Raw genomic sequence first — 14,730 nt, 5'->3', positions numbered from 1 at the left:
CGTCTGAACTGTCCTCCGATACAGGTTCTCCGGATACAGATGTCTGCTCCTGCTCAGTTGGCTGAGAGGAACGGTCCGGGCTACTGTTCTCTGTATTTGCGCTGCAGCCAGTCAGTACAGACCCAAACATCAGACCCAATGCCAGTATCAGAGTTATGGTCCTCTTCTCCATAAAAACGCCCCCTTTTGATTTCAGTATACCATTTTTCAGAAAAATTTCCCATAAAATTCGATACATTCCCCTCTACGATTTTGATAACTGTTTCACCTGGTAAATCAAAACCCCGGAATATGCAGCATTCCTTTCGCCCTGCGTCTGGTCACACGGGCCAAGAGATTCCCGGCTTTATTGGGAATCAGATCATCGATCGTATCGGATTTGACCTATCTGCAGCTTCCTGTGTCAGAACGATCCGATAATGACAAAAAAGCCCCGGTACGAGCTGTTCTGGTACCGGGGCTTTCCATTAACGAGTAGGATTCTGCTGAATGCTCTCTAACGTCAGGTCGGTTTTCTCTAAACCATAGGCAATGGGGCCGCCTCCCTGCGCTACTAATTCATAGGTTGTTTTGTTCTTCTGGCGCATCCGGACCCGCATGGTCATTTCACCGAATGGCTCCTGTCTGGTACTTCCGGATTCTGTGAGATACTCCTGTTCGCTGCTGAAAGTATAGATGGCGCAAAATTCCTGCTGCGTTCCGTAAACGGTTACAGACTGCAGGTTGGTATTCAGAATTTGCTGACTATCAGACAGCTGATTTCTTTGCTCTGTCAGCTGATCGAATAGTTCCAAAATAACGCCAGGATATTCTTCAGTTACTTCAAATTCACAGACAGGCTCAAGATCTGCCACCCATTGCTCCAAGGCTTGATCCTGTTCTGCGGAAGGCACTGCAGAAGCAAGCTCCTCAGAAGCAATGTATCTCCTCTGAAGTGTAAAAATCAGGAGCAGTATCAAAAGAAGCTGTTTCATTCTCATACCTCCAATCCGGATTTTATACAGGACACCCCTACTGGGACAATCTCGCTGTCCCTTTCATCACAGGAACGATAGCTTGCGATGCTATTTATATTATAGCACAAAATGGAGAGGCAAAGGGCATCTTGTTACTATGCTGAGCGAAACGCAATACCAAAGCCAAGCCTATAATCTAATCTAAAACACATAAATGCTTCAGATCTCTCTGCCGCGTGTGCAAAATTCTGGCAAAGAAAATGAGCCTGGAACGCGAATTGCGTCCAGACTCAGTCTGTGGCAGGTGGGAACACTTTAGATCTCCTGTCTGGCCTTGCCTATTTATGTCCTATCGCATTTGCGTCATGCATACCCGTGCGAAACGATCCCTCCCTGCCATGACAGTAATCTGATCATAAATAGGTAACCATGGAGATATTTTCTGCCGGGCGTTTTTGTTCCATAAAACCCTCCCAACCGCTTATGCTTGTTCCTCACTTTTTCCAATCACATCCGCTAATTGAGCACTGACAGTATCTATGTAGAGATACACCCCGTCCCTGTCGCAGTGGTACAGGTTGGAATAACTTGTACTCTCATTCGGACTGATGGGGTTTGGTTCTACCACTTCAGTGGCCTCCAGCAGGCCGGCGCCCAGCTCTGCAGCGGCAGAAAGTGCCTTTTTCAGCACAGCAATCTGTCCATTGCTCCAAAGCTCCTCCAGATCTTCAAGCACTTTGGGGTCCTGCTCCATGTCTTTGAGAAGCAGCATAACTTGATCTGGAGACAGATATACACCGGAGCAATAGTTTTCGATGATTCGGTTCTGCATGGGGTTTGGAAAGGAAACAGGAGTCACTTGATCCCACGAGGTGAAGTACCGCTCATATTCCGGCTTTTCTTCCACCAGGAAAGAAAAGGCACTGCCTCTGGTGTAATAGTAATCCCGGAAAAAGCCCTGGATCACTGCAATATAGAAGCCATGGCTTTTGTCAAACAGCTCGTCGGATTCTGTTCCAGCCCCAACCCGCAGGGTATCCAGATATTTTTCTGCATAGAAATTCTCTATTCCATACTGTGCGGCGAGTGCCAGCACCTTTTCCTCCTGTCCCTGCTGTATCCAGGTTAAGGGAGTAAAATACCATTCCCGCATTTCCTCTGGTGAAATCGGGTGAAAACTCACATCGTATCCCATAAAAAAACCTCCTTAGTAATCCAGCAGGATGGGCACCTGCTGTTCCTCTGCAAACCGCATAGCCTGCCAGAACATGGAGAAGGCAAACTTGGCCAGGGATTGGGTATCAAACTGGGTATGCTCCTGAATATCTGCCCTGCTGATTTTCCCATGCGCGGGAATAATGCCGTCTGTCGGATAGCCTTCCGTTTCACTCCAGCTCAGAATGGTTTCCTCATCGGCCTGCCATGCCAGCTGGTTCAGCTTCTCCAGCTCCTTCCGAAGTCCGCCCAGGGTGGCAATTATCGCCTGATCGTCGGTGGGCAAAGGTGCCTGGAAAAAGAAGGCATCCTCCAGAGGCAGCCACCAGGTCGCTCCATAAAACAACGACCACACCCGTTCCTTGTCCGCTCCAAGACGGGCGATCAGGGGATGTTCGCCGAAGTTCCAGTCCTTTTCCACAGTAGGGGGCACCGGCTCATCGTATGTACGGTAGGCAGCCACCAGCAGCATAGCGCCGAAGGCATCCCAATCTGGCTTGTCGGTGTAATAAGGCTTCTCATTATCCTCCGGCCAGGGAGTATAGGGGGGCTGGCCCGGCTGAGAAATGGCGCTCAAGATTTGATCCCGCCAGTTCTCTACCGCCGCCTGGACCTCAGCCGGGGACATTTCTTCCTCGTTGTCAGCAGGTTCTCCATTCGGTGTGATCCGGTTGAAGGTGTAGCCGTTTTGCTCTGCCCACTGCTGCACAACAGTCTTCCAGTTGTGCGAATAGTATCGGGTCAATGTTCCGGCGTAGATGTCAAGTCCCATAGTGATGCCTCCTTTTTTGCTTGGTCAAAGCCGTTCCAGGGTACAGTCGTGCCCGGAATGGTCTGTATCCAAAATGATTTCCACAATGGTGTCCATTGTCTCTTTTCCGAGATTGCGGACGCTTTTTTCATAGGCCAGCCACTTGATGTGGATGGGCTGTCCATACGCATGCCGCCCAAAACCGCCCCGGAGAATATCGTTGAAAGCATTCAGGTTCCGACCGATCTTCCGGTCCAAACCAAATGTAAACACCCGCTCCACCTCGTCATAAAAACCGGCCATATTGGAAAAGCGCCGGCCGTCAATGGTGAACACCTCTCTCATGTCCATATAAACGGCTCCTTTAAGTGGTATTTCTCCATGATCCTATTTTCCAAGGTTTCATAGGCATCCATATCCTCTGGCTGCGCTGGAATGCCCTTTTCCCACCAATAACCGTTCCCATGGTAGAAAAACATAGCCCAGTAATAAGGCAGCTCATGGCTGAATATCGCCACTCCCATGGCATCAGCCACTGGCTCTGCCAGCGGTGAGCGTTCCACTGTCTGGGAGGCTTCCTCATAGGAGATCCCCACCAACTCTACCAGCAGGTGCTTCACCAGTTCACAGAAGCTGTACTGGTTGAATATGACCTGACCATCCTCATCTTTGAACACAAGCCCATCTCTCACCATGGTATTCCTCTCCATTTCTTAACCTATATCCTTATCATGGGCATAGTCCCGTCAAGTCATTTCATACAGCAGGGCAGCGTCGCCCTGCACCAGTTCCAGATGGGAGCGCAGCGTTTCAAGCCCGCTTTGCACCGCCTCGGTGGGCAGATCCCAGTCTGGGGCAATTTCAGCGGCCAGTTCCGGGAGGTCCTGCTCCCGCAGAGCTGCCAGCACATTAGACGCCAGCGCTCCCTCCAGCAAAGCGCAGTCCAGGGTGTCCTCCGTCTGGGGAGCAGGAAAACGGACATCCAGATCCAGCTCGCTCTCACACCAGTCCCAGATGGCCATATAGACCGCGCCGGAGCAGTCGCCGTTGGACAGTTCCTGCCGCCGGCCGTCTTTGAGAAGATAAAAGGATGCGATCTGTGACATAGAGATTCCTCTTTTCTATTTCACCCCACATTAGGTGGAACACTGTTTTTTACATTATCTTTTTGTAAGTGTTGAATTAAAGCAATACTTCCTGCGGGCATAATCTCCTTCAATTCTTCCACTGTAAAATCTTTCATAAATCTGATATCACTTTTCTTTTTTGTCCCTGGAGTAAGGAATGCATCAACATAATCTTCTCTACAAAATCCGTCCCATGGCAAAAAACCAAACCACGCATTTAGCAAATGGTCGAAGTCCGTTGATTTGTTTTTATATAAACCAAGCGTTGGGGATATATCACTTTTATAGTTTGGAACATTTGTGTATGAAATAGTTTTATTCCCTATAAGATGTAATCCATATCCTCTTTGCGGGTGTCTATTCAGTGTTGTAATGATGATTGGCTTTGTTAAATCCAAGCTGTCAAGATTCTCTACCAATTCTTCCTCACTTGAAAACAGCACATCAAAGAATGCCATTGTATATTGTTTGTATTTTTGCCCTTCCAACTCAAAACGGCAGCAAAGTTGACCGATTGTCCATGCTGTTTCTTCCAATTGAATACTTAAGATTGCGCATTCAGTGAGAGCTTTTGACAAGATAAATCCCTCCTTAATCCTCCATCAGCCCTTCTACCTGCATCCGGATCACATAGAAGGCCCGCACCCAGTCCAGCTCCTGTTCCATGGATTCCTCCAAGGCCAGCAGACGGCGCTTTCCCAGCCTGCGGTCCAGGAGGGCAAAGATGCGGACAAGAGGATTCTCGCTGACAAGGCTTTTCTCAATGCTCTGGTTGTCAAAGATCCCAAACGCCTCATAGAACACCTTTTGGTCAAAGGTGCCCTGCTCCAGCGCAAAGGCATGAGCCTGGTTGATGGCCCCTTTTGCGGAGTCGTGATCCTTCAGCGTTGTGGACCTCAAATGATGAAATTTCGTCCACACATTCTCAAAATAGGTGTAATGGTTGCTCCGCAGCACTTCCACGCCGTCCATGCGAATGGCTGCCCGGCCCTCATGGTCAGCGCTTTTGCTGTAACGGGTGACAAAATACTGGATGTGCCCCCGGAGCGCCGGGCACAGGTAATCATTTTCCAGCTTGTTTCGGATTCCGCTCCAAGTTGGCATAGCGACCGCCTCCTTTCGGCTGTGGCTGCGGGTAAGGTAAACTTCCCAATTGATTAAAATTTAAAGATTACATACAATCCTCGATATATGATCGTTCTATAAATTCTTTTACTGCAAATAGATCTGTAAACTCCACATACCGGGGAAATCCGTCCGCATTATGTGCTGAGTAAGTCAAATGGAACATATAGTAGATGTCCCTTCCTATTCCGCTTCTGACAACATATAGCACATCATCATTGGAATCACACTTCGCAACCGCCCGGATTTTTTTGCCGGATAAGAAGTGGCCTTGTCCTATTTCTTTGTTTAGTTCAACGACAAATGCTCCGTCCGCCTGTGTGAGGGGAAGCAGATACCAGTTAAAATCCTTACCATATTTATCGTACAGATCACAGAACATTTCTTCTAATGTCATTGTTCATTTTTCCTTCATCCATTTACAGTTCAGCTCTCAACCGCCGCGTTATTTTTATTGCTCATTGAGATACCTCGCCAATTTCTTCTCCAGCAGTTCTGTCATACCATTGCAGAGGCGCTTTACCTTGTCCTGCTCATGGGCGTAGTACCAGATGGTTTCCTCTCCGGGGCGGAGCAGGAGCTGGTCGCCGTCCGCTTCTTTCCAGAACTCGCCCAGCACACAATACCTCTCTCCATGGATGGTCAGATCAAACATCCCGGAAAGGGAAAGGATCACGCCTGTGGATGCCTGGATGCCTGCGGTCAGCAGGAAAAACTCCCTCACCTGGGACGGGAGCGTGAAGTCCAGCACGCTTTCTTGATTCCCAATCTGCTCCTCCGTGGCGGCAGGCTTGATCTCATCAGAGGTGTCCAGCACCTTTGCCAGCGCCTTGGAGAACTTGGGGTATCGGCCAAACAGCTCCGGGTGGCTGGCCTTGAATTCCTTTTGCTTTTCCCGCTGCACTCGCTCCTGCTCCTTGCAGAAAGCGTCCAGTTCGGCCAGATACCGCTCCTGGTAGAGATTGCTGGCTTCAAATGCTAAGCCGCTCTTTTCCAGAATGGCGATGGCTCCCTTTTGGCTGCCAAACACCGGGACCCACTGGAAGCCATGCCGGCAGGGCTTTAGCTTCAGAAACTCGCCCCGACTCAGCAGGGCTTCCAACTCCGTCTCATGTTCGTCCCACCAGCTCCTCCAGGTTTCGGGAGTTTCCCGCCCCTCGACCAAGTCCAGGAGTTTTTCAGTCAATGATTCTTTGTTCATAGGTGCGATTCTCCCTGATAAATGAAAAACTATAAATCCGTAAGAAAGATTTCCGCAGCTCCCTTTTTCCGCAGTTTATACTTCTGCACCTTGCTCAATGGAATTTCAAACGATGCATCTGTCTTAGGAAATCTGTTGTCTAAGATGTCTTCATATAGGACGGTAATAAATGGATTCCACTTTTGCAGCTTAGTTCTTTTCGCTGATTTTTCCAAGTATTCGTACCCGCCGGCCAAATAGAAAATCTCCAACGCCAATGCCAAATCGCAGTCCGGGTCAGCGAGGATTGTTCTTGGGACTTCGAACCCGTCATCCCAGTTATACTCATCAAGTTTATTCTTCAAATCAGCATACGCCATTTCCTCCGCCTCCGTTTCAGAGGTTGCAGGAATAGATGCTCATAGCCCCGTAATCGGTGTGCAGGACCAGTCCACTCTTGGTAAAGGCAAAATTCACCTGGCGCACCACAAAGGGATCATCAATGGTGGCCAGCAGCTGGCCGTTGCCGATATCCCATACTTCTATGGGGGAGCTGCCACGATCCTGCTGAACAGCCATCAGGCTGCCCCTTGTCTTCACCGCGCAGGTGTCTGAAAAACTCAGTCCCTGCCGGACAGAAAATGGGAAAGGATTGGCTATCTCCTCTCCGGTCTGGGTCAGATAGAACCTGCCGCCCACTGAGAAACACTGGTCATCTGGAGAGAAGAAGGGATGCCAGCCCTCATTGGGAATCACTACTTTTTGGGCGGACTTCAGATCGACCAGCACATACTCACCCTCGGTGACGCGGTAGGCCGCTTTGCTCTGCCGGGGAGAGAGCATCCCAAAGCAGTAATAGGCAAAATTCGGGTCTTTTGACTTCTTGCATTTTACCGTTTCCCGCCACACCTCCGTGTTGCTGCCAAAGTCAAAGACGACAATCTCCTCGCCTGTGTACCAGAGGGCCAAGTCGCCGCTGGCATCCAGCATGGCCTTCATGCTGTTTTTCTTGTTGGCAAAGGGCGTGATTTCATGGGTGCGGAGTGAGAACTGCTGGAGAAGATAGCTGTTGTTCAGAAGAAGGGTGTCATTGGGGCAGAGGACCTGCTCATAGGTCATTCTCTTTGCGCCCAGGGAAACTGTTTCGAGGATCTCCCCGCTGCCATCGAAGTGATAGAGGGTCTCGTCCTCAAAATCTCCGACCACTCTCGTCAGGAAGAAGTCGTCCCGTGTGAGGGCGGCAGCCAAGGGCATAAAGCCGTTGCTGTCCTTGCCGACAAACCGATGGCACCGCGCCTGTCCAACAGCGGCATCCGGATTCTGATAGACAAATCCTTTCCGCATCTGGCCCATCATAGCGCTGGCCGCCTTACTCTTGACCTGGAAGGCGGAGTCGCACAGGATCTCTTTAACCTTCCCGCCATGGAGGCAGGTTCGGATGGTATGTCCATCAATTTCAATCCGCCACTGCTTATTTGTGGCGGGGTTGAGGAAGGTTTTTTCCATTGGTGCAGGCACCTCCTTATCAATCAAAATCCATCCAGACCAGGTGTTTTCCGCAGTGGAGGCACTGGAACAGATAGCATTGCAGATGCCCGCCATTGACGGATTCCTGAATCATTTCCTTCTGTTCGTCATCCCACATGGGATCGTCCAGCACATCCTCCAGCACACCCAGCGCCCGCAGTTCTCTGGCACCCACATGGCCCAGATAGGCGCAGTAGTCGCCGCAGTGGGTGCGCCAGTATTCCTGCTGCCAGCCACAGTAGCCAGGAGTTCGGTGGATGAGCTCGTCCAGTCGGGCCGGGTCCTCCACGCCATCATCCACGGAGCAATCGTCCTGGAAGCTGCCATCATATTTCCGGGCCGCCTCGCCGCTGGAGATACACTCCGGGCACAGATACTCAATATCCTCCACAGCGTAAAAGGGGCCTGTATAGAAAATATGGGTCGTCTTGCCGCAGCAGTCGCAGGCAACGCCATCCGCGGACTCCTCAAAAGCGCCGGTTTCCAGCGGATTGGGGTGATACCGGAAGGTGGGCAAGCCCAGCTGAGCCTGCCGCTCCTTCTCTTTCTGCTTTTCCTCCGGCGTTTTGGGCTTGGGGAGAGCATAATGATTGCCCCAGTTTTCCGCATATTCCTTCAGCGTGCCCAGCCGCTTGAGTGTCTTTTTATCGGAATGATTTCCGATTTGGCAGAGCAGTTCGTAGGCATCCTTCTTGAAGTCCAGCAGATCATACACATCCACCAGCACCTCCTTGGCCTGTTTGTCTTCCGACTGCTCCAGTTTCTCCTTGAAGGTATAGAGAGCGCGGACACTGTCTGGATTTCCTTTTGTCTCTCGAAACTGCTTTTGGAGTTCAATATATTGCTTCAGGTATTCGTTCATGGCCAAAATCTCCCATCAATCCCACCAGAAGTACCAGACGGTGGACTGCCACAGGGCATCTGCCAAGGAGCCAATGCTCCCATCCTCATTCTGATCCAGATCCGGGCAGAAGCCATACAGTTCCACCGCTGCATCCATGGCCTTCTCCTCGGGGACGGGAGCCGGGAGCAGGAACTCCAGCTCATCGTGGCTCATGGCGGCAGGCACCGCGCCGTACTGCTCGAACCAGTATTTGGCCGCAGCCATCAGCTCCGGCGTGTTGGGGCAGTCGTTCCAGTTTCCGAAGGGCAGGTAGGCAAAGATCTCCCAGGGGTTCTTGACCGGAATTTTCGCCAGAATGAGAGGGTGGGTCATATCGGTGCCGGAATCCCAGTAGCAGGAGATACGGTTATTCTCATAGCCGCCTTCCATCTCGCCCAGGATTTCCTCCTCCCAGTCCATATCGTCATCCTCGGCTTCTTCCTTGCGCTGGCCGGTCATTTCCTCCAAAACCGCCTTTCCGTCTTTGACGGAGGTGGAGAGCATCTTCTTCCGGTACTCCGTTACAGTTTTGAGGTCAAATTCGTAAATGTCCGCATCATTCTTTGGGTCGGCGTTCATCACCAGACACTCAAGCAGCGTTTCGTCATCCGCCTTGATGAGTACCGGCACAAAGCCTTCTTTGACACTTTCCCGTTTGGCATAGCTGTATGCCGACATAATGGGATCATCGTCCTTCATGGAGGGGAAATAGGTGCATTCACAGTCCAGATACTCCATCAACGCCTCAGCCAGTTCAGAGGGCTCCAGCGTGTCCTCGTCGAAGTCCTGTCCCTGCCAGTTGGTGAAGCGTTCCTCGATCACCTTTGCCATGGCCTGGTAGTAGTCCTCGTCAAAGGGGATGAACAGGTAGGCTTCATCTTGGAACTCATTGGAGTGATACCGCTCCGGGCCGAAGAAGCGGAGGGCGTTGTCATCAACATCGGCAGGATAGTAGGGGCTGTCGCCCTCTCCATAGTAATAGCCTGCAAAAGCACGGCCTTTCTGATCGAATAGCACAGAGAACAAGCAGCCGTCCAACTCATTCTGGATGAATGCCCGCAGGTCCACACTGGCAGGGTCGGCTTTGACCTGTTTGGCCACTTCGCCGTATTCTTTCAGAAATTCCTCGCCCATCAAATCATGCTCCATGCACCAACGCAAGTAGATGGCCATATGGTTGTAGGCATTGATGGGGTCAATGGGCAGACCCTTCTCCTCAATGCTCTCGATATGATAGGAGGCATCGTCCATTTCACCGTCAAAATCATCATTGGAAAGGGTGCCACGAGTGATAGCATCCTGACGATCAGGCTCCACCACAAAGCTGATGCCGTTCATTTTGTCCAGCAGGGCGTCCGCGTCATGGGCCAGCTTGTATTCCAATTCATCCCGGTAGAGAGGGATCACCTGATAGAAGTTGACCTCCTCGCCGCCGGGCAAGATGCAGACCTCGCTGCCATCTTCGGTGTCCTGGGGACCGGTCAGAATGGCGGCGCACAGCTTTGTGCCTTTTGCGAAGTCCTCCTCATTGTCCATGGTATGGCCGAAGCCCAGCCAGGTATCGCTGGCAATGGGAAGGCGGGCCAGGGCTTTCAGCAGACGAATGGGCCAGTACCATCGCTCATTCTTCAGGTCCTCACGCTTCAGTTTCCAGTTCCTCGGCAACGCGATGGCAAGCTCCGCCCGCTCCAGCTTGTATTCGGCCAGTTCCTCCGGCACATTCATCCGGTGGGCACCCATGCCCATGGTGACCAGGGTGTAGTAGTCACGCTCCTCGGAGGGCGGCACCACGCAGATGTCCACATGGATGTCCGGCGAAGACAGCTCGTGGAACACATTCTCAAACTTGCCGAAATACTGCTGAATGTGAGCCTCGACGGCCTCCATCTCATCCTCGGTGTAGACCTCGGGAACACCGGTTTCTTCATCCTCGGGAGCTTCGCCGTCCGGGTCATCGTCACCATCGTCAGGGTCACCGTCCGATGACGCCCAGGAGATTTTCAGAGTCATCTGCTCCTCCGGCAGGCCGACGCCCGGGCTGCGGGTGATGGTGTGCTTATCATCTGCATCAAAACCGATGGTCTCCCCATCGTGCAGTTCCACATCATTCTCCAGCACATAGGACACAAGGCTGGCCAAAAAGTCCCGCAGATCGCTCGGCTTGGCATCGGTGCCCAGCACCTCCATCTCGTCTTTGCCGAACACATCCAGGCCGTAGGTGTAGCCATTCATGCCATTCTCATCCTGCCAGAGGCCGAACCAGACCCAGTTGAAGATGGGCAGCTCGTCTTCCTGCATCATGTCGGCAAAACCCTCATAGAATTGGGGCTCAAACACCACGCCGCTGGTATAGATGCCGGTGGCATATTTCTGGCGGCAGCAGGCAGCCACCACCTTGGCGAACAGCTTACCCTTTTCCAGCAGGTCCTCCTCTTTGCCCAGCACCGCAACCATGATGTGGGCGCTGTGTTCCTTGGCAACCTTGACTGCATCCTCCCACATATAGTTGTTTTCCGCATTGGCCTCGGCCTCGCCGCCGGGAATGGGATAGTTGTTCAGGCTGACCGCACCAACCATATCGCCCACTTCAAACACCAGTGCGTCGTCGTCTTTCTCCTCGCTGGCGTCGTATTCCTCCACTGGAATGTCCCATTTTTCCTTCATGTCCCGAATGAACTGCCCTTTATCCCATTCTGCCTTGGACAGCAGCACAAAGCCGGTGAAGACACCTGTGTGGTCACTCTCGTCTTCGTTCTCTGCCTCGGCCCGTTTTTCTATCTCCTTCTGACACTCCTGAATCACCGCCGGGGCGTTCTCGTCCTCCGGGTCCAGCTCCGCCCACCGCTGGGCGTAGGGGATGGCCTTTTCCTCCTGATGGTAGAGATACTGGTATCCATAAGCCATCCGCATATTCCACTGGGCCTTGTCCTGGCCTTCCTCCCGGACAGATTCCAGCACCTGGATGGCCCGTCGGAGAGCCTTATCCCCCTTGTAGTTGGGGGTTCCCTCCTGATGATCTCCCAAAATAGCGTAATTCTCCAGCGCCCGTGCCATGGCGTAGGCAATGCGGTAATTTCGCCAGTCCTCCGGGATGGCGTTGAGCGCCTGAATGCAGCGGGTGTACTCATCCTCGTCGTTCCACTGCTCGATCTGTGCGAAGAATTCTTCCTCATTCTGCTGTGTATAAGGGATATAGTCCATATCCGTCAGCGTTTCGTCCAGCTCGGGGACCTGATCCTCATCGTCCGGTTCCTCCTCGGGCGGTGTTTTCAGGTTCACAGTGCCTGCCTCCCGGCGGAAGGTGTGGAAGCTGGCCCAGGGGATGTCACTGCCCTCGAAGAATTCCTTGGCCATCTGGAGTGCCGAGTGAATGTCCCAGGCGATGAAGTCCACATAGCCGCAGAAAAGGCCGGTGGCTCCGCCGGTGAGGGTGAGTACCTCCGGCCCGTCGCCGGTGGTGAACACTTCTTCCAGCTTATCCCGGAAGTCGAAGATCTTATCCGTTCCTTCCTCCTCCCGCAGGGTATCCAAAGGATAGCAGAAGAAGCCCGCCACCGCGCCGTCGGCATGGAGAGCGTCCATGAAGTCATTGTCGGCATCCAGATAGCCGTTGATGAGCGGCACGCAGTTGGTGGAGCCGGCAATTACATCCAATCGCCAGTCGGCTCCCGGGTCCTTGTTGGGTTCCATTTTGTAGCCAAGGTAGCTGTTCAGATAGGCTTCCGGGTCGGTGGAGAGGTTTACTCCCTTTTCCTTCAGCTTGTCCGGCAGCTGGGACATGGGGATGGACGGCTCCGCCCTGGGGGCCTCCAGTACATCAAAGCTGTCTATGTATCTCATGTGGGAAATCTCGCCCAACACCTGGTCGGTAAGGGTGGTGAGCATCCACCAGGCTCGGCCTTCCGCCTCCCGAAGCATGGGCAGCAGCTTTTCGCAGTAGGCGGAGATGGTGAAACTGTTTTCGCCCTCCTCCTCCAGCCAGATCTGCACATCATCCCCAGAGATGTCCCAGCCATCGTCGGTGCGAAGGCCGATGTTTCGGATGGGCTGACGGCCCACCAGGATGTTCCAGTGCTCCAGCACCTCCTTGGGGGCGTGCTTCTGGAAGTAAATCAGCTCAAACAGCTTGACCTTATCCCCCTCCGGGGTGAGGATCAGCTCATACTTCTCGCCACCCACGCCCATCTCGAAAGAGATTTCGTCAAACGCCTGGTTCAGAATCCCTTCCACCCGGTCCACCAGCTCCTGGCCCCGGGTGTGGTCCTTGTCCTCATCCATCATCCGGCGAAGCTGGGCTTCCTGCTGAGCAAAGTCCTTCCATGTAGATTCCGTCCGCTCCCGGAAGCACTCCGAGAACTGAGGCAGAGAAATGCCCTTCTTGCACCCGTCGATCAGCTGCATGGTGTCCTCGTCGTCGGGGCGGGCCTCCAATGCCCTTTCAAAGTAACGAAGAGCCCTGCCCTCCTGATCCAGATAGTAATAGGAATAGCCCATGCGAAAGTTCCAGTAGTAGTCTCCCTCAAAGTATTCCTCATGAGGTTTCAAGAGAGCGATGGCCTTTTTGAGCATAGCTCTGCCTTCCGGCGTTCTGTGATCTGCCTCGTTGTTGTACGCCCTTGCAAGCTGGCTGTCCATTTCCGGAGTGCGCTCCTCAATGCCCTCCAGTGTTTCAATGATCTTCTGATGCTCGTTGTTCTCATGCCACTTCTGGCACTGCTGCAAAATGTCCATATCCTGGTCCTCCTCATCCTGTTCCGGTTTCCAGTCTTTGATCTGCTGGAACACGCCGTTCTCATCCCGCTCAAAGGCGCAAGGGGCGGGCGTATGCAGCAGCACAATGATGTCGGGATCGTCGTTGCAGATTGTGTTCAGCTTATAAATCCCGGCATTGTTGGGGTCGTCCATATACGCCTCACTCTCATCACCGGCGGTGAAGCGCCAGCCACTGTCCCAGTCGCCGTCCGGCTTTTCCCGGTAGCAGTAGCCGATCTTGCAGCCCTCCACCGTGATACGGTTGGTGGCGATACAGCCATCTGCTCCCTCCCAGCCAGGAAGGAGATGTTTCACATCCTCCGCTTTCACATGGTAGTCCCGGTTGCGGCCAGCGGCCTCGTACAGCTCCTTCCGCAGCGCCTCCACATCCCGAGCCATTTCGTGGATTTCCTCGTCGTCCATCATCTCACTGAGGTCATATTCCATCGGGTTCTGGGCAAAATCCGCGAGGGCCTTGTTCATGGCGTCGTGCTCCTCTGGCGTGGCGGTGATGCGGATGCGGCGGGAGGGGGTGTTGTACTCGTCCAGATCGTGGAGGTTCACACTGCCGCTGACGCTGCACTCCAGCAGGATGGCGGCCAGGTCGGTGACCACATCAATGGCGAAATGGAAGTCCATCTCCACGCCATTGGAGTGGGTGAACTCCAGATACTCCACAGTCTGGCGGAAGTCCCAGTTCTGCTTGTCCAGCCCAATCTTGGCAAAAATCTCGCTGAGAGGAATTTCCTCTTTCTTCTGGTCTTCCAGAAACGCCACAAGGTTCAGGCTGTCATCGGAACCTCCGATAAAGTTGCCCCAGTATTTTTTGATATACATCTGTCACGCCTCCTTTTATTCCGGCCACTCATCTCCGTTACAACGGCTGATGAAGTCATAATGCAAACTCTCAAAATGGTCGTTGGGATAGGATTCACCGTCCTGATGAAGCTCCAAACCATCCAAGTCCATCATTTTATTGATATAAGCAAGGGTAGTATAGATACCCGCAATATGTTCTTCCTGAAGCATCTCGGCCAGCACACCTTTCTGCTCTGGTGTCAGTGTTGCGAGAAGATCATTTTTCGCCTTGTTGTCCTCTGTCTTGGGGAAACCATCACCCTTGACCCACAGGGCTGTCATGCTGTCTTTCCGCTCCACAAGGCCGTCAATGAATGCTTTATACAGTTCCAGCTCCTTGCTCATAGCAGATCCTC

15 protein-coding genes are annotated in these 14,730 nt (G+C 52.7%); all 15 read right to left on the bottom strand.

The window, feature by feature from the left end:
* Positions 1 to 467: 467 nt before the first annotated feature.
* The 15 genes from H9X81_RS06185 to H9X81_RS06115 all read right to left on the bottom strand — a co-directional run bounded on the left by H9X81_RS06185 (position 468) and on the right by H9X81_RS06115 (position 14,719).
* Positions 468 to 974: a hypothetical protein gene (locus tag H9X81_RS06185; protein WP_204720614.1), complete on the bottom strand. Its 507-nt coding sequence runs from the start codon at positions 972 to 974 to the stop codon at positions 468 to 470.
* A 463-nt stretch (positions 975 to 1,437) separates the two neighbouring features.
* Complete coding sequence (locus H9X81_RS06180; RefSeq protein ID WP_204720612.1) at positions 1,438 to 2,151, bottom strand: YjfB family protein; 714 nt, start codon at positions 2,149 to 2,151, stop codon at positions 1,438 to 1,440.
* 12 nt (positions 2,152 to 2,163) lie between these two features.
* Positions 2,164 to 2,943: a hypothetical protein gene (locus H9X81_RS06175; RefSeq protein ID WP_204720610.1), complete on the bottom strand. Its 780-nt coding sequence runs from the start codon at positions 2,941 to 2,943 to the stop codon at positions 2,164 to 2,166.
* 24 nt (positions 2,944 to 2,967) lie between these two features.
* Positions 2,968 to 3,273 (bottom strand): barstar family protein, encoded by a 306-nt coding sequence (locus H9X81_RS06170; RefSeq protein WP_204720607.1) that lies wholly within the window; start codon positions 3,271 to 3,273, stop codon positions 2,968 to 2,970.
* Positions 3,264 to 3,599 carry a hypothetical protein gene (locus H9X81_RS06165; RefSeq protein ID WP_345941527.1) on the bottom strand — a complete coding sequence of 112 codons (336 nt, stop codon included), beginning with the start codon at positions 3,597 to 3,599 and terminating at the stop codon, positions 3,264 to 3,266. Before H9X81_RS06165 ends, H9X81_RS06170 begins: the two co-directional genes overlap by 10 nt.
* Before the next feature lie 69 nt (positions 3,600 to 3,668).
* A complete protein-coding gene (locus H9X81_RS06160; RefSeq protein ID WP_204720603.1) occupies positions 3,669 to 4,028 on the bottom strand; it encodes a hypothetical protein in 360 nt (119 codons plus the stop codon).
* 20 nt (positions 4,029 to 4,048) lie between these two features.
* A complete protein-coding gene (locus H9X81_RS06155) occupies positions 4,049 to 4,627 on the bottom strand; it encodes a hypothetical protein (protein WP_204720601.1) in 579 nt (192 codons plus the stop codon).
* Positions 4,628 to 4,640: 13 nt separating this feature from the next.
* Entirely contained in the window at positions 4,641 to 5,153 is a 513-nt protein-coding gene (locus tag H9X81_RS06150) for an SF0329 family protein (protein WP_204720599.1), read from the bottom strand.
* A gap of 67 nt (positions 5,154 to 5,220) precedes the next feature.
* Positions 5,221 to 5,571, bottom strand: a complete 351-nt coding sequence (locus H9X81_RS06145; protein WP_071432728.1) for a hypothetical protein — start codon at positions 5,569 to 5,571, stop codon at positions 5,221 to 5,223.
* Positions 5,572 to 5,625: 54 nt separating this feature from the next.
* Positions 5,626 to 6,375 (bottom strand): SMI1/KNR4 family protein, encoded by a 750-nt coding sequence (locus tag H9X81_RS06140; RefSeq protein WP_204720597.1) that lies wholly within the window; start codon positions 6,373 to 6,375, stop codon positions 5,626 to 5,628.
* A 29-nt stretch (positions 6,376 to 6,404) separates the two neighbouring features.
* Entirely contained in the window at positions 6,405 to 6,734 is a 330-nt protein-coding gene (locus tag H9X81_RS06135; RefSeq protein WP_071432732.1) for a DUF4274 domain-containing protein, read from the bottom strand.
* 16 nt (positions 6,735 to 6,750) lie between these two features.
* Complete coding sequence (locus tag H9X81_RS06130; protein WP_204720595.1) at positions 6,751 to 7,860, bottom strand: hypothetical protein; 1,110 nt, start codon at positions 7,858 to 7,860, stop codon at positions 6,751 to 6,753.
* A gap of 19 nt (positions 7,861 to 7,879) precedes the next feature.
* Entirely contained in the window at positions 7,880 to 8,743 is an 864-nt protein-coding gene (locus H9X81_RS06125; RefSeq protein ID WP_204720593.1) for a CbrC family protein, read from the bottom strand.
* Between the two features lie 15 nt (positions 8,744 to 8,758).
* Positions 8,759 to 14,353, bottom strand: coding sequence for an immunity protein Imm33 domain-containing protein (locus tag H9X81_RS06120; RefSeq protein WP_204720590.1), 5,595 nt, complete (start codon positions 14,351 to 14,353; stop codon positions 8,759 to 8,761).
* Between the two features lie 15 nt (positions 14,354 to 14,368).
* Complete coding sequence (locus H9X81_RS06115) at positions 14,369 to 14,719, bottom strand: DUF6547 family protein (RefSeq protein WP_204720588.1); 351 nt, start codon at positions 14,717 to 14,719, stop codon at positions 14,369 to 14,371.
* Between the last annotated feature and the right edge of the window lie 11 nt (positions 14,720 to 14,730).

Source organism: Hydrogenoanaerobacterium saccharovorans (genome assembly GCF_016901815.1).
Taxonomy (GTDB): Bacteria; Bacillota; Clostridia; order Oscillospirales; family Ruminococcaceae; genus Avimicrobium; species Avimicrobium caecorum.
The sequence above is the reverse complement of the archived record's forward strand: the minus strand, read 5'-3'. Positions and strand labels throughout refer to the sequence as shown.

Excerpts from the sequence above, each read along its gene's own strand:
- H9X81_RS06185 (WP_204720614.1), bottom strand. The coding sequence starts at position 974 with ATGAAACAGCTTCTTTTGATACTGCTCCTGATTTTTACACTTCAGAGG.
- H9X81_RS06150 (WP_204720599.1), bottom strand. The coding sequence starts at position 5,153 with ATGCCAACTTGGAGCGGAATCCGAAACAAGCTGGAAAATGATTACCTG.
- H9X81_RS06115 (WP_204720588.1), bottom strand. The coding sequence starts at position 14,719 with ATGAGCAAGGAGCTGGAACTGTATAAAGCATTCATTGACGGCCTTGTG.
- H9X81_RS06145 (WP_071432728.1), bottom strand. The coding sequence starts at position 5,571 with ATGACATTAGAAGAAATGTTCTGTGATCTGTACGATAAATATGGTAAG.
- H9X81_RS06130 (WP_204720595.1), bottom strand. The coding sequence starts at position 7,860 with ATGGAAAAAACCTTCCTCAACCCCGCCACAAATAAGCAGTGGCGGATT.
- H9X81_RS06140 (WP_204720597.1), bottom strand. The coding sequence starts at position 6,375 with ATGAACAAAGAATCATTGACTGAAAAACTCCTGGACTTGGTCGAGGGG.
- H9X81_RS06175 (WP_204720610.1), bottom strand. The coding sequence starts at position 2,943 with ATGGGACTTGACATCTACGCCGGAACATTGACCCGATACTATTCGCAC.
- H9X81_RS06120 (WP_204720590.1), bottom strand. The coding sequence starts at position 14,353 with ATGTATATCAAAAAATACTGGGGCAACTTTATCGGAGGTTCCGATGAC.
- H9X81_RS06160 (WP_204720603.1), bottom strand. The coding sequence starts at position 4,028 with ATGTCACAGATCGCATCCTTTTATCTTCTCAAAGACGGCCGGCGGCAG.
- H9X81_RS06125 (WP_204720593.1), bottom strand. The coding sequence starts at position 8,743 with ATGAACGAATACCTGAAGCAATATATTGAACTCCAAAAGCAGTTTCGA.
- H9X81_RS06170 (WP_204720607.1), bottom strand. The coding sequence starts at position 3,273 with ATGGACATGAGAGAGGTGTTCACCATTGACGGCCGGCGCTTTTCCAAT.
- H9X81_RS06180 (WP_204720612.1), bottom strand. The coding sequence starts at position 2,151 with ATGGGATACGATGTGAGTTTTCACCCGATTTCACCAGAGGAAATGCGG.
- H9X81_RS06135 (WP_071432732.1), bottom strand. The coding sequence starts at position 6,734 with ATGGCGTATGCTGATTTGAAGAATAAACTTGATGAGTATAACTGGGAT.